Annotated in this window: 17 protein-coding genes; 9 read left to right on the top strand and 8 right to left on the bottom strand. The window is 32.5% G+C overall.

The features are described from left to right. Nucleotides 1-50 precede the first annotated feature (50 nt). Nucleotides 51-1745 carry a gliding motility lipoprotein GldJ gene (gldJ, locus tag Q4548_RS08460; RefSeq protein ID WP_303453685.1) on the bottom strand — a complete coding sequence of 565 codons (1695 nt, stop codon included), beginning with the start codon at nucleotides 1743-1745 and terminating at the stop codon, nucleotides 51-53. Between the two features lie 116 nt (nucleotides 1746-1861). On the opposite strand from gldJ, the gene porU reads away from it, so the two are divergent. The 3 genes from porU (at nucleotide 1862) to Q4548_RS08445 (ending at nucleotide 8050) form a co-directional block, all read left to right on the top strand. Continuing rightward, nucleotides 1862-5797 carry a type IX secretion system sortase PorU gene (gene porU / locus Q4548_RS08455; RefSeq protein WP_303453683.1) on the top strand — a complete coding sequence of 1312 codons (3936 nt, stop codon included), beginning with the start codon at nucleotides 1862-1864 and terminating at the stop codon, nucleotides 5795-5797. A 24-nt stretch (nucleotides 5798-5821) separates the two neighbouring features. Continuing rightward, nucleotides 5822-6916, top strand: a complete 1095-nt coding sequence (gene porV, locus Q4548_RS08450; RefSeq protein ID WP_303453681.1) for a type IX secretion system outer membrane channel protein PorV — start codon at nucleotides 5822-5824, stop codon at nucleotides 6914-6916. A 63-nt stretch (nucleotides 6917-6979) separates the two neighbouring features. Next, nucleotides 6980-8050 (top strand): 3-oxoacyl-ACP synthase III family protein, encoded by a 1071-nt coding sequence (locus Q4548_RS08445; RefSeq protein ID WP_303453679.1) that lies wholly within the window; start codon nucleotides 6980-6982, stop codon nucleotides 8048-8050. Here the strand turns inward: Q4548_RS08445 and tsaD are convergent. Further along, entirely contained in the window at nucleotides 8047-9069 is a 1023-nt protein-coding gene (gene tsaD, locus Q4548_RS08440) for a tRNA (adenosine(37)-N6)-threonylcarbamoyltransferase complex transferase subunit TsaD (RefSeq protein ID WP_303453677.1), read from the bottom strand. The two genes, Q4548_RS08445 and tsaD, sit on opposite strands and share 4 nt — an antisense overlap. A gap of 90 nt (nucleotides 9070-9159) precedes the next feature. Here tsaD and Q4548_RS08435 point away from each other — a divergent pair, with 90 nt between their 5' ends. The 5 genes from Q4548_RS08435 to Q4548_RS08415 all read left to right on the top strand — a co-directional run bounded on the left by Q4548_RS08435 (nucleotide 9160) and on the right by Q4548_RS08415 (nucleotide 17110). Beyond that, nucleotides 9160-13521: a translocation/assembly module TamB domain-containing protein gene (locus Q4548_RS08435; protein ID WP_303453675.1), complete on the top strand. Its 4362-nt coding sequence runs from the start codon at nucleotides 9160-9162 to the stop codon at nucleotides 13519-13521. 36 nt (nucleotides 13522-13557) lie between these two features. After that, a complete protein-coding gene (locus tag Q4548_RS08430; RefSeq protein WP_303453673.1) occupies nucleotides 13558-14466 on the top strand; it encodes a sugar phosphate nucleotidyltransferase in 909 nt (302 codons plus the stop codon). A 155-nt stretch (nucleotides 14467-14621) separates the two neighbouring features. Further along, nucleotides 14622-15608 carry a 6-phosphofructokinase gene (gene pfkA, locus Q4548_RS08425; RefSeq protein WP_303453670.1) on the top strand — a complete coding sequence of 329 codons (987 nt, stop codon included), beginning with the start codon at nucleotides 14622-14624 and terminating at the stop codon, nucleotides 15606-15608. A gap of 37 nt (nucleotides 15609-15645) precedes the next feature. Further along, nucleotides 15646-16644: a type I glyceraldehyde-3-phosphate dehydrogenase gene (gene gap / locus Q4548_RS08420; RefSeq protein ID WP_303453667.1), complete on the top strand. Its 999-nt coding sequence runs from the start codon at nucleotides 15646-15648 to the stop codon at nucleotides 16642-16644. 103 nt (nucleotides 16645-16747) lie between these two features. Beyond that, nucleotides 16748-17110, top strand: a complete 363-nt coding sequence (locus Q4548_RS08415) for a methylglyoxal synthase (RefSeq protein ID WP_303453664.1) — start codon at nucleotides 16748-16750, stop codon at nucleotides 17108-17110. 52 nt (nucleotides 17111-17162) lie between these two features. Here Q4548_RS08415 and Q4548_RS08410 read toward each other — a convergent pair whose 3' ends face one another. Genes Q4548_RS08410 through truA form a run of 4 tightly spaced genes read right to left on the bottom strand, consistent with a single transcriptional unit; the run spans nucleotide 17163 to nucleotide 22319 of the window. Beyond that, nucleotides 17163-19424 carry a transglycosylase domain-containing protein gene (locus Q4548_RS08410; protein WP_303453661.1) on the bottom strand — a complete coding sequence of 754 codons (2262 nt, stop codon included), beginning with the start codon at nucleotides 19422-19424 and terminating at the stop codon, nucleotides 17163-17165. 3 nt (nucleotides 19425-19427) lie between these two features. Further along, on the bottom strand, nucleotides 19428-19808 hold the full coding sequence (locus Q4548_RS08405) for a Rid family detoxifying hydrolase (protein ID WP_303453658.1): 381 nt from the start codon (nucleotides 19806-19808) through the stop codon (nucleotides 19428-19430). 2 nt (nucleotides 19809-19810) lie between these two features. Next, complete coding sequence (locus Q4548_RS08400; protein ID WP_303453655.1) at nucleotides 19811-21580, bottom strand: ABC transporter ATP-binding protein; 1770 nt, start codon at nucleotides 21578-21580, stop codon at nucleotides 19811-19813. Then, entirely contained in the window at nucleotides 21567-22319 is a 753-nt protein-coding gene (gene truA / locus Q4548_RS08395; RefSeq protein ID WP_303453652.1) for a tRNA pseudouridine(38-40) synthase TruA, read from the bottom strand. The genes Q4548_RS08400 and truA overlap by 14 nt, the downstream gene beginning before the upstream one ends. Nucleotides 22320-22426: 107 nt before the next feature. Between truA and Q4548_RS08390 the strand changes: the two genes are divergently transcribed. Next, nucleotides 22427-22921, top strand: a complete 495-nt coding sequence (locus Q4548_RS08390; RefSeq protein WP_303453649.1) for a metallophosphoesterase — start codon at nucleotides 22427-22429, stop codon at nucleotides 22919-22921. Here the strand turns inward: Q4548_RS08390 and Q4548_RS08385 are convergent. Both Q4548_RS08385 and Q4548_RS08380 read right to left on the bottom strand, forming a co-directional pair. Beyond that, on the bottom strand, nucleotides 22918-24690 hold the full coding sequence (locus tag Q4548_RS08385) for a long-chain fatty acid--CoA ligase (RefSeq protein ID WP_303453647.1): 1773 nt from the start codon (nucleotides 24688-24690) through the stop codon (nucleotides 22918-22920). The genes Q4548_RS08390 and Q4548_RS08385 overlap by 4 nt on opposite strands. A gap of 50 nt (nucleotides 24691-24740) precedes the next feature. Further along, entirely contained in the window at nucleotides 24741-25685 is a 945-nt protein-coding gene (locus Q4548_RS08380; protein ID WP_303453645.1) for a LysR family transcriptional regulator, read from the bottom strand. Nucleotides 25686-25723 lie beyond the last annotated feature (38 nt).

The following is a 25723-nucleotide window of genomic DNA, read 5'->3' as shown; positions in this document are numbered from 1 at the left end:
CAGTATAAAATTTATACTGGGCTTTCTTTTTTAATATTTAAGTTTTCTTTTTAATTGTTAAAAAGACGGAACTTAGGTTTTTCGTGACTTACTCCAACTTTACTGGCAGCACATCTAAAACCTATGTAGTTTGTAGACATGTACTCTTCTAAAAATCTTCTTTGAGCAGGATCTAACCAAAACTCTCTATCTCTCCAAGAACCACCTTTGTATACTCTAGAATAGTTCGTAATTAATGTAGTTCTAGGTTTTTTATCATATACATATACCAACTCTCCTGTTTGCTCATCAAGTACTGGTTGAGTGATTACTGGTGAATTGTACATAGACTTTCTTCTATCAAGATCTTCTTCTTGGTAATCTCTACTAGATTCAGGATCACCATCAGCAAAATCTCTATTGTCAGCTTTTTGGTAGCTTAGATCTAAGTAAGTATCATTTCCAGATACAGGAACTTTTATAATTTGTCCAGGCAATTCAGAAGGAACAATTTTTCCATTAGGAAGTGTATCGTAGGTAATAGTATTGAAATCAGCTACAATTACATTTCCATTTTCATCCAATTTAGGTTTTCTGAAGATGTTACCTCTAGCATAGTTAAAATCATTAAGATCAGTATCTATAGAAGGTCTGTAAACATCAAACACCCATTCGGCTACGTTTCCTGCCATGTCATACAAACCAAATGCGTTTGGAGGGAAGCTTTTGATAGGTGTTGTAATATCACCATAGTCAGAACTCCAGCCAGCTATACCACTATAGTTACCTCTAGATTCTTTAAAGTTGGCATGTTGTAAGTAATATTTGTCTTTTTCGTTTCTTGTTGTTGCGCTAGACCAAGGATATTTTTTTCTTCCTCTAATAGAATTGTATTGACGATTGTCAATGTCAGCTCTAGCTGCATATTCCCACTCTGCTTCAGTAGGTAGTCTGAATCTTGGAGAAGGAGAAAACTTATCAATGTTAAGCTTGATGTTTCCTTTATCAGTTTCACTGCTTACAGAATCTGTTACAGTTTCGTCAGACTGAGTTACGTATTCTGTAAAAATAGAATAGTTTCCGTTGAATAATAATTTTGGATCTGCCTCAAAAACTTCAACATCAAAATGGTTTCTACCTTCTACGGTAATTTCGCTGTTGTCAAATAAAGGTTTTAAAATTCCTTCTTCAATAAATTTCATCTCTGCCTCTCTGTTGGTTCTCCAAGTACAATAATCATTGGCTTGTCTCCAACTAACACCTACTACAGGATACTCTTCATAAGCACGGTGTCTGAAATAAGTTTTTGTCAATTCTCTGTCATTTCCTAGCGGATTGTTCCAAACATTTTCATCAGGCAATGCAGCACTATAGATGTGTTTGTATTTAGGATTGTCTGGAGGAAAAACTTTTTCTAGCCAATCTAAATAAATCAAATACTCTTTGTTTGTAGTTTCCGTTTGGTCAATATAGAAACTAGAAACATGCATAGTTCTTGGTTTGTTATCAGCTTCGTTCATAACATCTTGTTGAACTTGTCCCATAACAAAAACTCCACCTTCAACGTAAGTCATTGAGTTTGGAGCCTCTAATTCAACTGAATTGGAAAGTTTTGACAATCCTCCATATGCAGGGTCGCTAAAGTCAAATCCAATATTTTCTGAATATCGATCTGTACTACCAAGGCCTTTTTGTTGTTTACTACAACTAGAAATAACTAATAATATACTACCGTATACTAACGATGATTTTAGGATATTCTTCATAAAATAATGAATCACAGTTTTGTTAATTGCTTGCAAGATATTACATAATACTTAATTATACAATTTATAATATACAAAGTCTAAATTCTTATATTCGTGCAATAAATATTGTAATAATGAGGTTACTTAGTTTGTTTTTATTTGGGTTTATTTTTTTCAAGGCAATGGGTCAGGAAAAAAAAACATTTTCAATAGATTGGTTTCAAAAAACAGATAAGGTTTCTCAAGAGTTGTTTTGGTATGGTGCTGGTGTTCAGTTGGTAAACGGTAATGTCCCCGTCTTTTTTAACCAATGGGAAAAAACAGAAAGTGGAAGTGTTAAAACGTATTCTTTTGAGAATATTCAAGAAAAAAAGATTGCAATTAACAATTTAGGCGATGTAGATTTTAAAGAATTGCCTACTTCATTCAGTCCTATAATAAGAACTGTTAAAGAAAGAAATGTTGAGTTTTATAGTGTAGAAGCAACTCCTTTGTATAAAAACACGAGTGGAGAAGTCATTCAAGTAACTTCTTTTGATGTTGTTTATACGACTTCATCAAATGCTAGGTTTTCGCAAATTAATAGTACAAAAGTCATTCAAAATTCAGTTTTAAGTTCTGGAACATGGTATAAAATTGCAGTTGATAAATCTGGTGTTTTTAAAATGGATGCTTCTTTTTTTAATTCTATAGGAATTAGGACAAGTGGATTAGATCCTAAAAAAATAAGAGTCTTTGGAAATGGAGGTTTGATGTTGCCAGAACTTTTAAAAGATGATAGGAAAGAAGATTTAACTGAAAATGCAATTTTAGTAGTTGGTGAAAACGATGGTGTTTTTAATAATGAAGATTATGTGCTTTTTTATGCACAAGGGCCTATGGGCTGGAAACTGACAAATAGAAATTCCATTCAGCATGAGCAAAATATATATTCAGATTATGCGTATTATTTTATCAATGTAGATTCTGGGCTTGATGGGAAAAGAATATCAAGCTTAGCATCCGTTGCTCAGTCATCAAGTTTAGAAATAAATACATTTACAGACTATATAGTTCACGAAAAAGAATTGATGAATTATATAAGAGCGGGAAGAGAGTGGTATGGAGAAGATTTTTCGGTGAATCAAAGTCAGCCTTTTGAATTTGAATTTAAAAATTTAGTTAAAACAACTCCAGTCTTTTTAAGAAGCAGGTTTAGTGCAAGTTCATCTAATAGTACCAATTATAGTATTGATTATGTAAAATCTGGAACAAGTGTTAGAGTGTTAAACGGATCTTTTTCAGCTATTTCAAATACCAATATTGTTGGGTTTAATACAAGTGAGGGTTCAACGAGTTTTGTGGCCGAAGCAGATGATTTATTGTTAAACATAACATGGGATAACAGTGGTGATTTGTCTGCTCAAGGACATTTGGATTATTTTGAGCTGGTGGCAGATAGATATTTGATAGCTGATGGAGAGCAGTTTGGATTTTTAAATTTCAATTCTACTAGTTCTGGAGCTGTTTTAGAATATGTATTGTCTAACCAAAGTGAAATTGATTATGTGTGGAATGTTACAGATATTAACAATCCAAAAAATCTTGAAGACATTGATACTGACTCTAGCGTTTTTAGGTTTAAAGAGTTGACGGATGGTGTGTTAGATTCGTATCAAACAGTAAAAGTTGCGGATGCATATACTCCAATAAAACTTAGTGGAAGTTCAAATGTTACCAATCAGAATTTACATGCTTTAGAAAATATTCAATATTTAATCATTACTCAAAAAGATTTTTTTGCGCAAGCTAATAGATTGGCAGATTATCATAGAACACATACCACAATTGGCGGTGATGATAATACACTTATAAATGTAGAAGTGGTTGATTTGGATGAAATTTACAATGAATTTGGTTCGGGTTCTCCTGACATTACTGCAATTAGAGATTTTGTAAAATACATATATGACAGTGATAGTTCAGACGAAACTAGACTAAAATATTTGTGTCTTTTTGGAGATGCTTCTTTCGATTACAAAGAAATTACATACAAAAGTGGAAACATTGTACCTGTCTATTTGTCTAAAGTTAGTAACAATTTAATTAGTTCTTACAATTCAGATGACTATTATGCTTACTTAGATGAGAATGATGACATTAATGACAATAGCGAACTTTCTTTGTCTGGTAAATTAGATATTGTTACGGGTAGAATTCCGGTAGACACACCAACCAAAGCCAAACAATTTGTAGATAAAGTATTAAATTATTACAGCACCAACTCTTTTGGAGCTTGGAAAAATAAATTGACCTTATTGGGGGATGATGGGCAAGAAGGAGACGATCAGTCTTTGATTAAGTATTTAGAGGAGTCAGCTTTGATTATAGAACAAAACAATAAGAATTTGAACCTAACAAAGTTGTATTCTGATGCTTTTGTAGAAGTTATTACCTCTGGAGGTGGAACTTATCCTGATATTGTAAAAAAGTTTGACGATGCATTTAATAGAGGTTCTTTGGTGATCAATTATTTTGGACATGGAAATACATCCACTTTAGCAGAGGAGAATTTTTTAGATATAGCTAAGATTAGAACCTATAGAAATGTGAATAATTTACCTTTATTCGTTACGGTTACTTGCGATTTTTCAAGATTTGATGATCCTAGTTTTCTCTCAGCGGGAGAGGAATTGATTCAAGCAGCATACGGAGGAACATCTTCTATGATTACGACTACGCGAGAAATTAGAATTACATCCGCAGAAACAATCAATAATTTATTAGCAGATTATATGTATAGTTTTGACGGTGAGGTTAGAACGATTGCAGAAGCATTAAAAGATGTAAAAAATAGAATTACTTTGAGTGATGAGTTTTTTGTTTACTTTTTTGGAGATCCTGCAATGAAATTGTCTTTACCTAAAGAAGGGATTGAAATTGATAAAATTGAAAAATACGTTACAGATTCAGAAACCAATATAGAGACTAAAGAAACGGTAACAGAACTAAATGGTTTGTCTAAATTAAGGGTGACAGGAAGGATTGTAGAAAAAGACAGCGTTTTAAATTCATCAGGAAATTACGATGTATCCATTACTGATTTAGTTGATTTTAATGGTAATTTATCTGTGATTTTGTATGACAAAGAAATTGAAAGACAAACTTTGTTAAATGAACGTACTTCTATAGGGCTTCCTTATAATGAAAACAATGTAGTTTATTTTAAATCTCTAGAAAACAAGGTGTTTGTAGGTGATGCAACCATCAACGACGGAAAGTTTTCTTTTGATTTTATTTTGCCTAAAGATGTAAATACAGTTCCTGAAAATGCCAAGTTTAGTTTTTATGCATCTTCTAATAACGAAGAAAAAACGGGTAGTGATTTTTCTTACAAAGTAGGTGGAATAGACAACACGGTAGAAGAGGATAATACACCACCAGTTATCAATTTATTTATGGAGGATGAGTCCTTTATAGATGGAGGGAATACAAATTCAACACCTACTTTATTGGCAAAATTGCAAGACGATAATGGGATTAATACCTCTTTAAATTCCATAGGACATACAATTTCTTTAGTTGTAGATGGAGATTCGGCAAATCCAATTACACTAAATGAATATTATACTACAGAAAAAGATGACTTTACTCAAGGTATTGTAACATACGAATTGGCTGAGTTGACAGAAGGAAATCATACAATTACATTAAAAGCATGGGACTCTCACAACAATTCATCAGTACAAACGTTAAACTTCTATGTTCAGCAAGATCAAGGCTTTAAAATAAGTAAAGTACTTAATTACCCAAATCCATTTATCAATCACACAGAGTTTTGGTTTAAGAACAATAGGCAAGGAGATCCGTTAGAAATTAAAGTTCAAATATATACAGTTTCAGGAAAATTAATCAAAACCATTATTTCTTCAAGTATAAATTCGGAAGAGATTATAAAAACGGTAACTTGGGATGGAAAAGATGATTTTGGAAATAGATTAGGAAAAGGAGTGTACTTGTACAAGTTATCTGTAAAAGAAATAATTTCAGGTCAATCAGATGAAAAGGTAGAAAAATTAGTAATATTGTAAGAACTAAAGAAATCTAGAAAAAGTATGAAGTTAAAAATCAACTTATTTTTACTGTTAGCAACTGTAAGCTCTCAGTTTTATAGTCAAAGTAATGCAATTACAACCGTAGCTCCATTTTTAAATATTGTTACAGATGCAAGAGCAGCAGGTATGGGAGATGTAGGGGTTGCAACATCTGCAGATGCAAATTCAATGTTCCATAACAGTGCTAAAATGGTTTTTCAAAAAACAGAGGCAAGTTTTGCTATCAACTATACTCCTTGGTTAAGAAATTTAACCGATGATATTTATGTAGGAAATATAACGTACCAACAAAGAATTGATGAAAGAAGTGCATTTGGAGGAGGAATAAAATATTTTAATTATGGTGAAGTTGAAGTGACACAAGCTGATGGAACAGGCTCTTCTACGGGGTCACCATACGAATTGGCTATAGATGCAGCCTATGCCTTAAAATTAAGTAACAATTACTCTATGTCTGTTGGATTGAGGTATATGAGGTCTGACTTGACTATTTCAGGAACTTCGCTTACGGATTTTGAACCATCAAATGGTTTTGCTGTAGATATTTCTGGATATTATATCTCTGATGAAATGCCATTTTCTGAATTTAATGGTGTGATTAGAGGAGGTTTTAGCATTACTAACTTAGGTCCTAAGGTAAGTGTGTTTTCTAGAGAAGAATTTTTGCCAACCAATTTAAAATTGGGTGGAGGTTTTGATTTTATCATGGATGATTACAACCAAGTGGGGCTGACTTTAGAATTTACCAAACTGTTAGTTCCTTCTGTAGATGGAGATGATAAAAACTTTATTTCTGGAGTGGTGAGCTCTTTTGGTGATGCACCAGGTGGTTTTTCAGAAGAATTACAGGAGGTGACAATAGGTTTGGGAGCTGAGTATTTGTATAACAATGCGTTTGCTTTTAGAGCAGGTTATTTTAAAGAAAATGAAAACAAAGGAAACAGAAACTTTTATACATTAGGTTTGGGTTTTAAAGCAAGTGCTTTTAGTGTAGATCTATCTTACTTGATTAGCAACACAGTTGTTAACAATCCTTTAGAAAACACCCTAAGATTCTCTTTATCCTTTGATTTTGGTGACGTTTTTGAGTATTAGTCTAAAAATATAATTACATTTGAAACGGTGTTATTTTAACACCGTTTTTTTTATGAATTAGTTATGTATAGAAACGCAGTAATTACAGGAACCGGAAGTGCTATTCCTAAAAAAATAGTTGAAAATTTAGCTTTTATAAATCATGTTTTTTTAAATGAAGATGGAACTTTATTTGAGAAGGAAAACAGTGAAATAATAGACAAGTTTCAGGCAATTACAGGTATTGAAGAAAGAAGATATGCAGAGGACAATCTGAATACTTCTGACTTAGCAACAATAGCTGCAAAAAAAGCCATCCAAGCATCGGGAATAGATATTGAAGATTTAGATTTGATCATCATTGCTCATAATTTTGGAGATGTTAAAAAAGGTAGCATTCAAGGTGATTTTTTACCTAGTATAGGAACAAGGGTAAAGCATAATCTAGGAATTAAAAATCCTAATTGTGTTGCTTATGATATTTTATTTGGTTGTCCAGGCTGGGTTCAAGCCATGATTCAAGCAAATCAAGCTATCAAAGCAGGAGATGCTAAAAAAGCTTTGGTAATTGGAGCTGAAATTTTATCTAGAGTTGTAGATCCTAACGACAGAGACAGCATGATTTTTTCTGATGGTGCTGGAGCTACCATCTTAGAAGTTGTCGAAGAGGAAGAAGAAAGAGGGATTTTAAGCACAGCAGCTCAAACTTTTGCTTTGGAAGAAGCTGGATATTTGTACTCAGGCCCTACATTCAACAAAGAAAAAGATCAAAACGTCAATTACATTAAAATGTTGGGACGTAAAATTTATGAATTTGCATTGGTCAATGTTCCGGCAGCAATGAAATTAACGTTGGACAAACGAGGTTTGGATGTTGAAGATATTGCTCAAATATTCTTACACCAAGCAAATGAAAAAATGGACGAAGCGATTATTAAGAGATTTTATCGTTTGTACAAAAAGCCTGTTCAAAAAGGTGTAATGCCAATGTCTATTAATAAATTAGGAAATAATTCTGTGGCTACAATTCCTATTTTGTATGATATGGTTTTAAGAAATCAAGTAAACGGACATCAATTAAACTCTAAAGATGTTGTGATTTTTGCTTCTGTAGGTGCAGGAATGAACATCAATGCAATTACGTACAAAGTTTAAGAATTTACTTTTAATCTTGGGTTTGCAGTTGTGTTTTGAGCATCAAACATTCCCAATTTGTATTTTTGATATGCAGTTATAGCAATCATGGCAGCATTGTCTGTGGTGTATTCAAATTTAGGAATGTATGTTTTCCAACCCAAATGTTTTTGGGATTCGGTCAATCGTTTTCTAATTTCAGAATTGGCAGAAACTCCACCAGCAATCGCTATTTGACGAATTCCTGTTTCTTTGATGGCTCTTTTGATCTTGTCCATCAAAATTTCGGCAATTGTATTTTGAACACTTGCACAAATATCGTGTAGGTTTTCTTCGATGAAATCTGGATTCTGTTTTACTTCTTTTTGCACAAAATATAAAATACCAGTTTTTAAGCCACTAAAACTAAAATGATGCTCTTTTACCTTGGGTTTGGAAAATTTGTAGACAGGCTTTCCTGTTTGTGCGTATTTGTCTACCAATGGTCCACCAGGATAAGGCAAACCTAAAATTTTTGCGGTTTTGTCATAAGCCTCTCCCACAGCATCGTCAATTGTTTCTCCTAAAACAGCCATGTTAAAATAGTCGTTTACCTGAACAATTTGTGTATGTCCTCCACTAATTGTCAAGCACAAAAAAGGAAATGTTGGTTTTTCATCATTAGCATCGTCTATAAAATGAGCTAGAATATGCGCTTGCATGTGATTGATTGCCAACAAAGGAATGTTAAGAGCCAAAGCCATAGATTTTGCAAAAGAAGCTCCAACCAAAAGAGATCCCATCAATCCTGGACCTTGGGTAAAGGCAACGGCATGCAATTGTTCTTTGGTTATTTTAGCTTTTTTAAGTGCTGCATCTACTACAGGTACTATGTTTTGTTGGTGTGCTCTAGAAGCTAATTCTGGAACAACGCCACCGTATTGTGAATGAATTTCCTGATTGGCAACAATATTAGATAAGATTTCTTCGTTACAAATGACAGAAGCACTTGTATCATCACAAGAAGATTCTATGGCTAAGATGTATATGTTATCAGGCATAATTGCAGTATATTTGACTAATATTTCAGCGCAAATTTAGACTTTATAAAAACAATAATAAAAATACTCGTCCGATTTTTAATAACAATAGTGATTTTGTTATTGTTGGTGCTGTTTGCTTTACAATTTGGCAAGACACAATTGTTTGTTGTAGAAAAAATATTAGATTCTTTAGAAGAGAAGTACGATGTCTCTTTTCATGTGGAAGCTATCAAAATCAATCCTTTTGGAGGTTTTCGTATCCATAATTTCTTAATTGAAGATCACCATCAAGACACATTGATTTATGTACAAGATTTGAAAGGAAGAGTTGTAAATCTTCAAGATCTTAAAAATAAAAAACTATCGTTTAAAAATATATCTGTGAAAAATGGCGTGTTGAATGACTTTAGTTATCCAGACGAAGAAATAAGTAGTTTGAGTGTTTTTACACATAAATTTGCTACAGATAAAAGAAGTGCACAACCTTTGGTATTGAGTTTTACAAACGTGTATCCAGAAAATTTAAGATACGTAAGACATACACCTACTAGAAAAATTGTTGATTTTAACCAGGTTTCAGGAAGAATTCAGCAATTGACGATTGAAGGTCCTAACGTAGAAGTAGAAACAGATTCTTTGAGTTTTAAAGATATTTATGAGATAGATTACAAAAAGTTAGCCACAAATTTTAAGTACACACTTTCTAAAATGAGTTTTGAAAAAACTCAGATAAAAACATCTCATTCCAACTTGTTCTGCGATGTTATTTTTGATTATCAAATTAGTGATTTTTCTGATTTTGTTCAAAAAGTTAAGATTGATGGAAGTTTTGAAAAGAGTGAAATTAGTTTGGAAGACATCAATAAAATATATCCATATATTGATGGAAAAGAAGTTTTTGATATAAAATCAAAGGTGTCAGGAACACTAAATGATTTGTTTTTAAAAAATACTGAGTTGATTTCTTTAGACAATACCACATATTTACTTGGTGACTTTAGACTAAAAAACAGCATTCAGGATAGAGAAAATTTTTGGTTTCAAGTTAACAATGCTAATATTGAAATGATTCCGAATAGGTTGACAAATTTGATTCCTAATCAATATCATAAAAATCTACCAAAAGACTATTATGGACTAAAACAATTCAATTACATTGGAGATTTTTTCGTTTCAAGATCTAAACTAGTCATGAAAGGTGAAGTGGTTAGTAATCTTGGGAAAGTTCAATTGAACGGTTTTTTAGAGGATTTAGATACGGATCAGAAAAAAATTGATGTTGAAATTTTACAAGGATTTATTCCTAAAAATGTTTTACATCAAGATTTGAAAAAAATATTATTTAAAGGTGATGCTGTAGGAATTATAGATTTGAATCATTTAGATCTTTTGACTCATGTAGATTTTCAAGAAATAGGATATAAAAACAATACCATTCGGAATTCTAGTTTGAAATTAAAATTGAGGAAAGATGCTATTCAGTCTAACTTTCAATCTAGAGATTCTTTGATGTCTTTTGTTGCCAATGCAGATTATCATAAAAAAGGAAATGATAAAGAATACGATTTGGATTTTGAAATTAAGAAATTAAAATTGGCTAAACTTTTTCCAGGAAAAGTTACTTATCAAAAAAACATTATTGCATCAGGAACAGCAAATTTGATTGAAAATAAGGATAGTTTGGTTTCTTATGGGATTATTAAAAAGTTACAAATAGATACCGAATTAGAGTCGTTGAATTTGAACGAGGTGGACTTGTATTTGCTTTCTAAAGAAAAAGAAAAGAAAATAGAATTGAAATCTAAAGATTTGTTGAATTTAGGTATTTATGGAGATTTTGAATTTTCAGATTTAGAAAAATTGGTCGAAAATGCGTTGTATAAATTTATTCCAGGAAGAAAAACTAGAGCAGATGTAAAAGATCAAACACTAAATTTTGATTTGAAGGTTTTTCCAAAATTCGCAAAATCAATTACAGATAAAATTGAATTGAATGACAATTTAGTGGTTTCTGGAGTGTTGGATGCACAAGGAGATAAAGGAGTAATTCGTGCAAGTTTACCTGCTTTTTCTTCTCAAGACTTTGAAGTAGATAGTTTGAAAATAGTATTGGACAACTCCAATCAATGGATCAATTCTAATATATCTATTGATAGATTCCGATTTAAAAAACAAGTTTACGAAGATTTGTCTTTGTTAGGAAAAAAAGTAAACGATACACTTTTTGTGAGATCAGATTTTAGTTCTGATAAAATAAACAATAGGGCTGTTTTTTACTTGACTACTGGAGAAGACAATATTTCGTTAGGAATAGAGAATGTTTATTTTAAATATTTGAATTCTACATGGGTAAACAGAGAAGAACGAGAAAATAAAGTATACTACAATTACAAGACAGGGCAGTGGTATTTTTATGGAATTTCTTTTGTAAACAACAAGCAAGAGTTTGATTTTGATGGGAGTATTGAAAAAGATAAATCTAAAAATTTAAGGCTAGAATTGAAAAATATCAATCTAGCAGAAGTTTTACCGGGTATTGATAGTTTGAAAGTTGGAGGAATTGCGAGCGGAAAGGTGTTTTTTAATGAAAATAATAATTTACTAAAACCTAACGGAAATTTATTTGTAGACAAACTAAAAATAAATGGAGTTGATTATGGTAGTATGGCAACAAGTTTAAAACCCAATGATAAAAAACTAGGGTATGATATCAATTTTAAAATTTACAATGCCACACTTCAGAACATAGATGCAAAGGGAGAAATTACGATTGATAAAACAGACTTTTTGGCCTCTAAAATAGATTTGAAAGTTGTTTTGAATAATTTAAAATTAAATTCCTTAAGCCCATTGGGAAGAGATGTGTTGTCAAGTATTAGAGGAAGTGCACAAGGAGATTTAACGGTTACTGGTCAATTGAATGATTTTAACAGCTATGGTTTTATTAACTTAAAAAATGCGGGACTTAAATTTCCTTACTTAAATACAGATTACAATTTTATAGGGAACACTAGGGTTGATGTAGATGGTAAAAGTTTTGTTTTTAATAAGGTTTCTCTACAAGATAATGTTTACAAGACAGAAGGAGTGTTGACGGGGAAAATAAATTACGATAAATTTAACAATTGGTATTTAGATTTAAAAGTTGATACTCAAAATTTATTGGTTTTAAATACGGAGCAACAAGAAAACTCTAGGTATTATGGAACAGGATTTATGAAGGGAAACGCAAGCATAAAAGGTTATACTTCTGGATTGTCTATTAATGTAACGGGAACTACGTTGCCAAACACCACATTTATATTGCCTCTTAGTGATGTGAAGCAGATTGAAAAGAATAAGTTTATTCACTACAAAGAACAAACTACTAGTGCTGAAGATGAATACGAAGAGGTGGATGTAAGTAATGAAGAAGGACTTAATGTAACCTTAAATATAGAAGTTACCAAAGATGCATTTGGAGAAATTGTAATAGATCAAAATTCAGGAAGTTCTTTGCAAGCACGTGCAGATGGTAGATTGTTGTTAGATATTGATAAGTTTTCTAACATAAAAATGTATGGAGATTTGGTTCTGAATGAAGGGATGTATATTTATAAATATGGTAAAATCATCAACAAACCTTTTATTGTAAAAAAAGGAGGTACAGTGTCTTGGAGTGGAGATCCTTTTAAAGCAGAGCTAAATATAGAGGCCTTACACAGTGTAAAAGCAAACCCTAAAGTTTTGTTAGAAAGTCTGTCAATCAATAGAAAAATAGATGTGGATTTGATTACCAAAGTAACAGGAGAGTTGATGGACTCTAACCAAGAATTTATCATAGAAATTCCCAATGCGAGTTCAACAGTTGCTTCGGAATTAGATTTTAAATTGAATATAGATGAAAATTCTAAAATGAGACAATTTTTTTCTCTTTTGGTTTCTAAAACCTTTTTTGATGAAAATAAAGTGAACAGCACAAGTTCAGTATTGTCTAACACTACTTCTGAGTTGATATCCAATGCCGTTACAGAAATTTTTAATAATGGAGATAATAAAGTTCAGGTGAACTTTGGATACACCGCAGGAGAAAATTCTGATATTGAAGATTTAACAGTAGATGATCAAATTGATATAGGATTAGAGACAGAAATTAATGATAGAATTTTAATCAACGGTAAATTGGGAGTTCCTGTAGGTACAAAAACACAATCTGCTGTGGTTGGAGAAGTTAAGGTAGAGTTTTTGTTAAACAAAGAAGGAACTTTAAGATCATCAGTTTTCAACAGGCAAAATGAAATTCAATATTCAGAAGAAGAGCAAGGCTATACACAAGGAGTCGGATTGAATTATCAAATAGATTTTAACAATCTGAAAGAAATGTTAGAGAAAATTGGATTGAGGAGAAAACGTAAAAAGAAGGAGGGAAAAGGAGAGATATCTCAAGAAATTGAAGATAATTTAATATACGTATTGCCTACGTTGCCATAAAAAAAGTATATTTAACATGAATATAAAAAAAGATGTATGAATAAATTTACTTTAGTAGTTTTAGCTGCAGGGATGGGAAGCAGATATGGAGGATTAAAGCAAATGGATACCATGTCTAAGGTAGGAGACACCATTATAGACTTTTCATTGTACGATGCGATTGATGCGGGTTTTAAAAAAGTGGTGTTTATTGTTAGAAATCAATTTATTGATCAGTTTAGAGAAAAATTTGATCAAAAATTAGCAGGTAAAATTGAGGTTGAATATGTTTGTCAAGAATTAGACAAAATTCCTTCAGGTTTTCCTGTAGATCCTGATAGAAAAAAGCCATGGGGTACCGGACATGCTTTGTTGGTAGCAAAAGAGGTGATAGATGACAATTTTATCGTTATTAATGGTGATGATTTTTATAGTAGAGAAGCTTTTAAAACAATCATAGTAGAATTGTCCAAATTGGATAAAGATTCATACAATATGTGTATGGTAGGATTTAATTTAGATAAAACTATTTCAGAAAACGGCTATGTTTCAAGAGGTCAATGTTATGTTAATGAGCAAAGCGAATTGACAGATATTATAGAAAGAACACATATAGAAAAAATAGGAGGTAAAATATATAGAAAAGACGAAGAAGAGAAATTGATAGAAATGGATAAAGATACTACGGTTTCTATGAATTTTTGGGGCTTTACACCTAAGTTTTTAGAGTGTTTAGAACAAGATTTTGTTGGTTTCATGCAAGAAAGATCAAAAGAGTTAAAAAGCGAGTTTTTTATACCAACTGTTGTAAACAATATAATTCAATCTAAAAAAGGAGTTGTTAAGGTGTTAAAATCAGACGCAAAATGGTACGGAGTAACGTATTCGGAAGACAAACCAGTAGTAACTAAAGCAGTTGAAACGTTAAAGAACAACAAAGTATATCCAGAATTACTATGGAACTAAAATTTAGAATTTCTATACATTAGATTTCTTTAGTTTGGGTCTTTTTTTAACCTTTAAAAGCAGGTAAATTACTCTATATCGTTTTCGTATATATAATTACGGAATGGTTAAGAAGCGTTAAATATTACTACTTTTATACATTATAAATTACGAACATGAGTACAAAAGTGACCAAAATAGCTGTAATGACATCAGGAGGTGATTCTCCGGGAATGAATGCAGCAGTAAGAGCAGTTGTAAGAGCTTCTATTTACAATGGAATTGAATGTATGGGGATATTAAGAGGATACCAAGGATTGATCGAAAACGATTTGATTCCTCTAGACTCTAGAAGCGTTCGAAATACAATAAGCAGAGGAGGTACATTTTTACAGTCTGCTAGATCTAAAGATTTTAGAACTCCAGAAGGTAGAGCTAAAGCTTACGAGAATTTTAAAGCAAATAATTTGGATGCTTTAATTGTTATTGGTGGTGATGGTTCTTTTACAGGAGGTATGATTTTCAATAAAGAATACAGTGTGCCTGTTATAGGAATTCCTGGAACCATAGATAACGATATTTATGGAACACAATTTACTTTAGGATACGACACAGCGTTGAACACTGTTGTAGAGGCTATAGATAAAATTAGAGATACTGCATCTTCTCACAACCGTTTGTTCTTTATAGAAGTAATGGGACGTGATGCTGGATTTATTGCTTTGAATGCAGGAATTGGAGCAGGAGCAGAGGAAATTCTAATTCCAGAAGAGAATTTAGGGATTGAAAGGCTGGTTGAATCTTTAGAAAATAGTAAAAAATCAGGTAAAACATCTAGTATTGTTGTTGTAGCAGAAGGTGATAAGACTGGAAAAGGAGTCTTTGAGCTGAAAGACTATGTAGAGGCTAATATGCCAGAATACGATGTTAGAGTATCGGTATTAGGACACATGCAAAGAGGAGGTTCTCCTTCTTGCTTTGATAGAGTTTTGGCTGGTAGATTGGGAGTGAAAGCTGTTGATTTGTTAGTAGCAGGGAAATCTAATCTAATGGTAGGAATCAATAACAACGTGATTACGGCTACGGATTTAGAAAAAGCGGTGAAACTACACCACGATATCAATAAAAACTTATTAAGAGTTGCGGATATCTTAAGTATTTAAAATAAAACGAGTAAATAAATTTATATAATTAATTATCATGGTAAAAATCGGAATTAACGGATTTGGAAGAATTGGTAGATTTGCATTCAGATCTGCAGTAGCAAGAGAAAACGTACAAGTTGTTGGAATCAACGATTTATTAGATGTAGAATATTTGGCTTATATGTTAAAGTATGATTCAGTTCACGGACCATTCAAAGGGACTGTTGAAGTTGTTGACGGTGCTTTAGTTGTTAACGGAAATACAATTAGAATTACAGCAGAACGTAATCCAGCTGATTTAAAGTGGGATGAAATTGGAGCTGAGTACATTATTGAATCTACAGGTTTTTTCTTAACTAAAGAAACTGCTGGATTGCACTTAGATGCTGGAGCTAAAAAAGTTGTTTTATCTGCACCATCTAAAGATGATACTCCAATGTTTGTAATGGGAGTAAACAATACTGAATTAAAAGCAGATGAGAAAATTTTCTCTAACGCTTCTTGTACTACTAACTGTTTGTCTCCTATCGCTAAGGTATTGAATGACAACTGGGGAATTTCTGAAGGGTTAATGACTACAGTTCACGCTGCAACTGCAACTCAAAAAACTGTTGATGGTCCTTCTATGAAAGACTGGAGAGGTGGACGTTCTGCTATTCATAACATCATTCCTTCTTCTACTGGAGCTGCTAAAGCTGTAGGAAAAGTAATTCCTGCTTTGAATGGTAAATTAACAGGTATGGCTTTCCGTGTTCCTACTATGGATGTGTCTGTTGTTGATTTAACAGTAAAATTAGAAAAACCAGCTACTTACGCTGAAATCTGTGCTGCAATGAAAGCTGCTTCTGAAGGAGACATGGCTGGAGTATTAGGATATACTGAAGATGCTGTAGTTTCTCAAGATTTTGTTGGAGAAACTAAAACTTCTGTATTTGATGCATCTGCAGGTATTGCATTAAATGATAACTTTGTAAAAGTTGTTTCTTGGTACGATAACGAAATTGGTTACTCAACTAAGATTGTTGACTTAATCGAGTACGCTGCTTCTTTATAAGAATTAAGCAATATAAAATATAAAAATCCATTTATTCAAATATTGAGTAAGTGGATTTTTTTTATGAGGATTTTAATATATTGCATATAGAAAAATAGACAAGATGGAAATAGCTATTATAGCACACGATGGTAAGAAAGCTGATATGGTTCAGTTTTTAATGGAACACAAAGATTTGTTGAAAGCAAAAGGGATCAACCTAATTTCTACAGGAACAACAGGTTCTAAAGTAGAAGCAGCAAACTTGGGAGTTCATAAATTTTTATCAGGACCTTTAGGAGGAGATGCACAAATTGCGGCAAGAGTTGCAGAAGGAAAAACGGGAATGGTAATTTTCTTTAGAGATCCTTTAGAAAAACATCCGCACGAGCCAGATATTTTTATGTTGATGCGTTTGTGTGATGTATACAACGTTCCTTTGGCAACCAATCCGGCAACAGCTACGTTATTGATAAAATCATTATAGATTTATCATTTATGTTCAAAATCTAAAACCTCTTACAATTGAAGAGGTTTTTTTATTGTAGTGTATCTTTTTCTTTTTTTCTTCCAAACAAACGAGTAAAGAAATTTCCTTTTTTCTTTTTCTTCTTGTCAAAAACATCCAGAATCTTTTCAAAGGTGTTTTCTTCTCTGTAAAAATCACAATTGCAATTTTCAATAATACTTTCATCAAAATCAGGAAAACCAGCTGTTAAATTTTGACGGATAGACTTGCTTTTATAGGAATGAGCAAGTACTTGTCCAACCATAGGCAAAGCAGCAACAGAACCTCCACCAATGCTTGTAGGAAGATGAATGCTAGGGTATTTACAACCTACCCAAGAACCAATAATAAAATTAGAATTGAAACCAATAAACCAAGAATCACTATAATCTTGAGAGGTTCCTGTTTTACCAGCCCAATCTCCTTTAGTGGCATAACGAGATTTTAATCCTATAGCCGTTCCTCTATCTACCACACCTTTTAGAAGGTATTGCATAGTTTGTAAATTGTAAGGATTTAAAACAGGCTTTTCTTTCTTTTTATTCGTTTTGTGTTGGTAAATTACTTTTCCATAAGGATCTCTAATGGCCGAAATGTAATAAGGTTCTACATTGTTACCTCTTGTGGCAAAAGGTACATAAGCTTGTACCATAGTTTCTAAAGAATAGCTTAAAGTCCCCAATGCAATAGAAGGATTGTCACTTATATTTTTTTCTAAGCCTAAAGCATTGGCTGTTTTTTGCAAACGAGAAGCTCCAACCTTAAAGTAAGTAGCTACAGTTGGAATGTTGACACTTTTAGCCAGCGCACCACCCATACTGTAATAACCTCCATTAGAGTGGTCGTAGTTTTGTGGACTCCAATTGTCATAAGCTTCGTAAATTTTTTCTTCGTTATTGATCCATTCACAAGGTTCTTCACCATTTTCTAAAGCAGACATATAGACAATAGGTTTGAATGTAGAAGCTGATTGACGTTCACTTTTAATCAAATTGTAAGGCAGAAATTCATAATTATTTCCACCTACATAAACCTGTACTTCACCTGTTTTTACATTCAATCCATAAATGGCTGCATTGATCATTTTTAGGTAATGTGCTATAGAGTCTCTTTTGGAATAAAAATGAGTTTTATTCTCCCAGTCAAAGACAATTCTTTCTTTTTTGATTCGAGCAATTTCTTTGAGTGTTTTTTCATCTTGCCCTGCATTTTTTAACAACTTATATTCTTGCGTTTGTTCCCATTCTTTGTTTATAATATCCTGAATGTGTTTTTTACTTTTGATATTGTTCCAATAAGAATCCATTGTTTTTTGAAGCTTTTGCAATTGTGAGTTTCTTGCTGCTAAAGCTTCATTTTGCAACTCAGAAACAAGCGTAGTTTCAATCATCAAACCATCTTGTTGTAAATCCCAAGCAGTTCCGTCTTCTTTGGTATAATTGGCTAAAATATCTTGAGCCTTTTTCTTTACTTGGTATAAAAAATAACCATTTGGGTTTTCAAGTTCTAAGTTTTTATAATGAGTGTCTATAGGTTTTTGAATCAATAGAGCGTATTGATTTTGTGTTAAAAAACCTGCTTTTAACATTTGAGAAAAAACAACGTTTCTACGTTTGAATGCATGATCTGGATGTCTTTGAGGATTGTAATAAGTATTTGCTTTTAACATTCCCACTAAAATGGCGGATTCTTCTAAAGTTAGTTGAGATACATTTTTAGAAAAATAGCGTTGCGATGCAGATTCAATACCAAAAACTCTTTCTCCAAAAGGAACGGTGTTGAAATAAAGGGCTAGAATTTCTTCTTTACTGTAAATATTTTCCAATCTATTTGCTAAAATAGCTTCCTTGGTTTTGTTCACAGGCATGGATAGGAATGAGAAATCTTTTCTTTGAAAGAGATTTTTAGCCAATTGTTGAGAAATAGTACTTCCTCCACCCGCTGATGAATTTCCCATCAAAATGGTTTTGAAAATAACTCTCAGCATGGCTATTTTATCAATTCCTTTATGTTCGTAAAATCTAGCGTCTTCGGTAGCAATCAATGCTTGAATCAGGTGTTTTGGTAATTTTTCATAAGGAACATTGGTTCTGTTGGTAAAGAAAAATTTACCAACAATTTGCTGATCAGCACTATAAACAACACTTGCTTGAGCTTGTTTAAATTCAGTCAATTCTTTTTTATTGGCTATTGGTCCAAAACCACCAATGTAAACCGTTCCGATGAATAAGCCTAAAAGCACAACGAATAAAATGAAAACCTGAAGAAAAAGCTTTAAAATTTTACGACCCATAGTTTACAAATGAGCAATTATAGAAATTTCTACATTTACATTTTTTGGTAGTTTAGATACTTCCACACATTCTCTAGCAGGTGCCGTATCTTCGTTAAAATAACTAGCATATATTTTGTTAATTTCAGCAAAGTCATTCATGTCAGCAATAAAAATAGAAGCTTTAATTACGTTTTCAAAAGTAACACCCGCTTCTAATAAAATAGCATGAATATTTTTCATAACCTGGGTGGTTTCTTCTTGAATAGTGTTGGTAACAAAATTTCCTGTTTTAGGGTCAATAGCAATTTGTCCTGATACATATAAGATACCATTGATAGCTACTGCCTGATTGTAAGGTCCTACTGGACTTGGAGCGTTTACTGTTTGAAAAATTTGTTTCATAATTATGCGATTTGTTGGTTAGCAAATTGTTTGTCGTGTAAGTTTTTGTAAAAACCGTCTGTAATTTTTAACAACTCATTGTGAGTACCTTGTTCAACAACATTTCCTTGGTCTAGAACAATAATTTTATCTGCATTTTTGATGGTTGCCAATCTGTGGGCAATAACAATACTAGTTCTGTCTTTGGTGATTTTATCAATGGCAAACTGAATCATTTGTTCAGAATGAGAATCTATGGATGAGGTTGCCTCGTCTAAAATTAAAATACTTGGGTTGGAAACATAGGCTCTTAAAAAAGCAATCAATTGTCTTTGTCCAGACGATAACATGATTCCTCTTTCTTTTACATTGTACTCAAAACCATTAGGTAAGGTATTGATAAAATCACTGATTCCTATTTGATGGGCAGCTTCTTTAATTTCTTCCAAGGTTATTTCTTCTTTTTGCAAACTGATGTTATTTTCGATACTGTCTGAAAATAAAAATACATCTTGCAATACAATGGCTATTTCGTTTCTTAAAAAATTAAGATCATAATCTTTTAGAGGAATGTTGTCTACTAAAATTGTTCCGCTATCAATGTCATAAAAACGATTGATCAAATTGATGATGGTAGATTTTCCAGCTCCAGTAGCTCCTACAATCGCCACCGTTTCTCCCTGTTTTACATGAAAAGAAATTCCTTTTAAAATAGGTTCATCTTTAATATAACTAAAGAAAACATTGTTAAAATCAATAGTTCCTAGAATTTTTTCTGGAGCGTAATCACCTTCTGTGTCAATGTGACTTTGAGTGTCCATTACGTCAAAAATACGATCTCCGGCAACCATTCCCATTTGTAGCGTGGTAAATTTATCAGCAATTTGTCTCAAAGGTCTAAACAGCATTTCAGTCATCATAATGAAACTAATAATTTCTCCTTGTGTAACATTTCCGTGAGTAATTAATTCTTTACCACCATACCAAACTAACAAACCAATAGCAATGGAAGATAAAACTTCTGCAATAGGGTAAAAAATAGAAAAATGCCAAACAGTTTTTATATGAGCTGCTTTGTGTTTGTTGTTGATGATTTGAAATTTTTGATACTCAATTTCTTCTCTATTAAATAGCTGAACTATTTTCATACCTGTTACACGTTCTTGTACAAAACTATTTAGGTTTGCTACTTGTGTTCGTACTTCTTGAAAAGCGGTTTTGATGGATTTTTGGAATACTTTGGTTGCATAAATTAAGATAGGAAGTACAATAAAGGCAATCAAAGCTAATTTCCAATTAGTATACAGCATTATGGCTGCAATAAAAAACATTTTAAGAATATCATTTACAATCATGAACAATCCTTGACTAAAAAATTGAGCAATAGTTTCTACATCCGAAACTACACGTGTGACCATTTTTCCTACAGATGAATTGTTAAAATAAGCCATGTTAAAAGAAAGTACATGCTTAAAAAGTTTGGTACGTATGTCTTTAATTACATTTTGTCCTAACAGGTTTGCCAAATAAATAAAACTAAGCTGTAGTAAAACTTCTACAAATAAGAAGGCAAAAATTAAAAGCGTGAAAGATAAAAAACCTTCTTCGTTTTTGTTCCTTACATAATCGTCTATTCCAATTCCGATCAAACGCGGTCGTAATGCAGAGACAATAGCTAATAAAATAGAGAAAACTCCAGAAAAAATAAATAAGTTTTTATAGGCAGAAGCATAGCTCATAATTCTACCAAAAATAGAGATGTCTAATATTTTTATTTTTTTATTCGTTGTCATCAGTGATGTTTTCGGGGTATATAATTTCAGTTAAAAAGAGTCCATGAGCAGGAGCAGAGGCACCCGCGTTGGATCTATCTTGACTTTCAATAATTGCTTTTATTTTTTCAGGCTCCATTTTTCCTTTTCCAACATCGCATAAAGTACCTACAATAGCACGAACCATATTTCTTAAAAATCGATCTGCGGAAATATGAAACACCAATTGATTATTTTTTAAAACCCATTCAGCCTTAGTAATGTCACAATCGTAAGTACGCACGTCTGTCTTAGATCTAGAAAAACATTTGAAATCGGTATAGTCTAGCAAAAAACTTGCCGATTTGTTCATTGCTTCAATATTTAAAGAATGATTTATTTGCCATTCTATATCGGTCGTAAAAGGACTCTTACCTAACAGTATCTTGTACTCGTAACTTCTTTTGAGCGCATCAAAACGTGTATGTGCTTGACTATGGACTTTAAAAATTTTAGAAAACACAATGTCATCAGGCAACAAAGAGTTCATCTTATAACAATACACATCAGAGTCTAATTCTAGATCAGTATCAAAATGGATAAACATTTGAGCAGCATGTACTCCAGCATCAGTTCTCCCGGCTGCCACTACTTCTATAGGAGAGCGCAAAAGAGTTGTCAATGCTTTTTGTACCACTTCTTGCACACTAATAGCATTGGGCTGAATTTGCCATCCGTGGTAGTTTTTGCCCAAATAAGAAAGTTCTGCAAAGTATCTCAATAGATTGTGTTTTGAGAGGCTAAAGGTATTGAATTCAAACGGTAGTATCAATAGAATCTGTGTGACAAAGGTTGAACTATTTGAATAAAAATTTCGATGTTTGTAACATGAAAATACTATTACTATCGGACACACATAGTTATCTAGATGATGCTATTTTAAAATATGTAAAATTGGCTGATGAGGTTTGGCATGTGGGAGATATTGGAGATATTACGGTAACAGATACATTGAAAAAGCAGAAACCGTTACGAGCTGTTTTTGGTAATATTGATGGAACAGAAGCTAGAGCAGAATTTCCGTTAGATAATAGGTTTGTTGTAAATGGAATAGATGTTTGGATGACACATATAGGAGGGTATCCTAATAAGTACAATCCTAGAATTAAAGAATTGATCAAAGAAAACCCACCAAAATTATTTATCAGTGGGCATTCGCATATTTTAAAAGTTCAATACGATCAAAAATTACAATTGTTGCACATGAATCCTGGTGCGGCGGGCAAGCATGGATTTCATCAAGTGAGAACCATGTTACGTTTTGAAATTCAAAATCAAGAAATCACCAATTTAGAAGTAATAGAGTTGGGGAAAAGAGTTTAATGGTTGTAGATTTTGTTGTACAAATCTTTGTAAATCTCTAAAATTACCTTTCGTTTCATTTTAAGAGTAGGTGTCAACTGTCCACCATCTATAGACCATTCATCAGGAGTCAATTCAAACCTTTTGACTTGTTCCCATTGCCCAAATTTTTGATTGCACAAGTGAACTTCTTTTTGAATTCTTTCAATCACCAATTGGTTGTGAATCATTTCTAAAGGAGTTTCTACATTTGGAATGTTTTTTATTTTACACCATTCTCGTACATAATCAAAATTGATTTGAATAAAAGCACTAGGCATTTTTTCTCCTTCACCGATCACCATAATTTGGTCGATGAATTTAGATTGTTTTAGTTCGTTTTCTAGCAGTGTAGGTACAATATACTTACCGCCTGAAGTTTTGAAAATTTCTTTTTTACGATCCGTAATTTTTAAAAAACCTTCTGAATCAATTTCACCAATATCGCCTGTGTGAAAATAATCACCAGTCATTACACTTTTGGTTTTTTCAGGATCTCTGTAATATCCTAACATGATGTTTGGACCCGTTACCAATACTTCTCCATCGTCTGCAATTTTTACAGCTACGTTTTTGATAGGTTTTCCAACGGTTCCTATTTTAAAAGCTTTGTTTTTAATATCGTTAACAGCAATTACAGGAGAGGTTTCTGTCAAACCGTATCCTTCTAAAATGGGCATTTCTGCAGCAGCAAATACTCGTGCAAGTCTAGGTTGTAGGGCAGCACTTCCAGACACCATTACTTCTAAACGACCTCCTAGAGCTTCTCTCCATTTGCTAAATATTAATTTTCTTGCAATTTTTAGTTTGAATTCATACCATATTCCATTGGCACCAAAGGGTTCATAAATCAAGCTAAGATCTATAGCCCAGTAGAATAAAAACTTTTTAATTCCGCTAAGCTCTCTTCCTTTTGCGTAAATAGAATCGTATATTTTTTCATACAATCTTGGTACGGCAGTCATGATTTCTGGCTGAATTTCTTTTAAGTTGTCACTGATGGTATTTATAGATTCTGCAAAATAGATTTCAATTCCGTTAAATTGGTACAAATACAAAATCATACGTTCAAAAACATGACATACAGGTAAAAAACTCAAGGCTTTACTTTTTCCTTTTTTAATAGGAACTCTTAAAGAACAGTCTACTGTGTTTGAAACCAGGTTTTTATGACTCAACATTACTCCTTTAGGGTTTCCAGTGGTTCCTGAAGTGTAGATCAGTGTTGCTAAGTCATCAGTTTGAATGCTGTTTTTAATTTCTTCTAATTCCTTATCAAAAGAGGTGTCTTTACCCAATTCTAATAATTCTTCCCAGTTTTTGACACCGTCAATTTTATCAAAACAATAAATCTCTTTTAATAGAGTTTGGTCTTTTATGGCATTTACTTTTTCTAAAACTTCTATATCAGAAACAATACAGTAAGTAGCTCCAGAATGGTTTAGGATGTATTGATAATCTTTGGCAGATATTGTAGGGTAAATAGGTACATTTTGAGCACCTGTTTGCAATATTCCCATGTCTAATATATTCCACTCTGTTCTATTGGTAGAAGATATTACCGCTATTTTATCGTCTTTTTTAATTCCCAACGCTAACAATCCTCTTGAAACGCAATGATAGTTTTCAATGTATTCTTCTGTAGAAATAGAAATCCATTCTTCACCGTATTTGCTAGTGAAAGCTTTTTTTAGAGGAAAGTTCTCTAATTGGTAGATTGGAAAATCGAAAATTCTAGAAATTGATTTCATAGGGATTGCTTATAAAATAGTAATTTATAAAAATTATTACGGTTTTAAAACTAATTCTTCAATTTTAATGGGCTAATAATAGAAACATCGTTAAATGCAATGAGGCCACGTATGATTCCGGATATCTCTTCTTTAAGAGCGTTGATGATTTGTAACTTTAATCCTGATTTGTGATAGATAAGACTTACCTCTCTTGCAGGATGAGGTTTTTCAAATTCTCTAATTAGTTTTTGATCTTCTTCTTTCAAATCGATAGAGTGTAAGTATGGTAATAAAGTCATTCCCAAACCTTCTTTGGTCAATTTTATCAATGTATCAAAACTTCCACTTTGCAAAGCGAATTTTTTTGGGTTTTGAGAAACAAGAGAACTGCAAATATTTAAAACACTTTCTTTAAAACAATGCCCATCTTCTAACAGCAACAAATCATCCATGCTCAAATCTTCTGGTTTTAAGTATTTCTGATCAAACAATCTGTGTTTTGGGTGTAGCAAACCAATAAAAGGTTCGTAATAAATAGGAGATTCTTTTAAACTTTCTTCGTTTAGTGGAGTGGCTGCAATGGCAGCATCTAAATGTCCATCTTTTAATTTTTGAACAATTTCTGCCGTAGTCAGTTCATTGATAACCAATTTGACTTCTGGGTACTTTTTGTTAAAGTTTTTTAAAAACAAAGGAAGCAAACTGGGCATGATGGTAGGAATAATTCCTACTTTAAATTCACCACCAATATACCCTTTTTCTTGTTGCACAATGTCTGTAATTCTGCTACTTTCATTGACAATAGTTTTTGCTTGAGTCACAATTTTTATCCCAACATCTGTAACTTCAATAGGTTTCTTATTTCTGTTAAAAATCTGGATGTCTAGTTCTTCTTCTAATTTGTGGATCTGCATGCTCAACGTAGGCTGAGTTACAAAGCAGTGCTCAGAAGCAGTCGTAAAGTTTTTGTACTCGGCAACCGCCAAAACGTATTTTAATTGTGTGATGGTCATGATATCAATTTTTCTTACGAAATATATGTATTTAATTG

It is taken from the genome of Wenyingzhuangia sp. 2_MG-2023 (genome assembly GCF_030548295.1).
Classification (GTDB): domain Bacteria; phylum Bacteroidota; class Bacteroidia; order Flavobacteriales; family Flavobacteriaceae; genus Wenyingzhuangia.
Note: the sequence above shows the minus strand (reverse complement) of the source record. Positions and strands in the feature narration are given on the sequence as shown.

Bases quoted from the DNA above. Each gene is read 5' to 3' on its own strand.
- Q4548_RS08445 (WP_303453679.1), top strand. From the start codon at position 6,980: ATGTATAGAAACGCAGTAATTACAGGAACCGGAAGTGCTATTCCTAAA.
- Q4548_RS08415 (WP_303453664.1), top strand. From the start codon at position 16,748: ATGGAAATAGCTATTATAGCACACGATGGTAAGAAAGCTGATATGGTT.
- Q4548_RS08385 (WP_303453647.1), bottom strand. From the start codon at position 24,690: ATGAAATCAATTTCTAGAATTTTCGATTTTCCAATCTACCAATTAGAG.
- gap (WP_303453667.1), top strand. From the start codon at position 15,646: ATGGTAAAAATCGGAATTAACGGATTTGGAAGAATTGGTAGATTTGCA.
- Q4548_RS08405 (WP_303453658.1), bottom strand. From the start codon at position 19,808: ATGAAACAAATTTTTCAAACAGTAAACGCTCCAAGTCCAGTAGGACCT.
- Q4548_RS08400 (WP_303453655.1), bottom strand. From the start codon at position 21,580: ATGACAACGAATAAAAAAATAAAAATATTAGACATCTCTATTTTTGGT.
- porV (WP_303453681.1), top strand. From the start codon at position 5,822: ATGAAGTTAAAAATCAACTTATTTTTACTGTTAGCAACTGTAAGCTCT.
- gldJ (WP_303453685.1), bottom strand. From the start codon at position 1,745: ATGAAGAATATCCTAAAATCATCGTTAGTATACGGTAGTATATTATTA.
- Q4548_RS08430 (WP_303453673.1), top strand. From the start codon at position 13,558: ATGAATAAATTTACTTTAGTAGTTTTAGCTGCAGGGATGGGAAGCAGA.
- Q4548_RS08410 (WP_303453661.1), bottom strand. From the start codon at position 19,424: ATGGGTCGTAAAATTTTAAAGCTTTTTCTTCAGGTTTTCATTTTATTC.
- Q4548_RS08390 (WP_303453649.1), top strand. From the start codon at position 22,427: ATGAAAATACTATTACTATCGGACACACATAGTTATCTAGATGATGCT.
- Q4548_RS08380 (WP_303453645.1), bottom strand. From the start codon at position 25,685: ATGACCATCACACAATTAAAATACGTTTTGGCGGTTGCCGAGTACAAA.
- porU (WP_303453683.1), top strand. From the start codon at position 1,862: ATGAGGTTACTTAGTTTGTTTTTATTTGGGTTTATTTTTTTCAAGGCA.
- tsaD (WP_303453677.1), bottom strand. From the start codon at position 9,069: ATGCCTGATAACATATACATCTTAGCCATAGAATCTTCTTGTGATGAT.
- pfkA (WP_303453670.1), top strand. From the start codon at position 14,622: ATGAGTACAAAAGTGACCAAAATAGCTGTAATGACATCAGGAGGTGAT.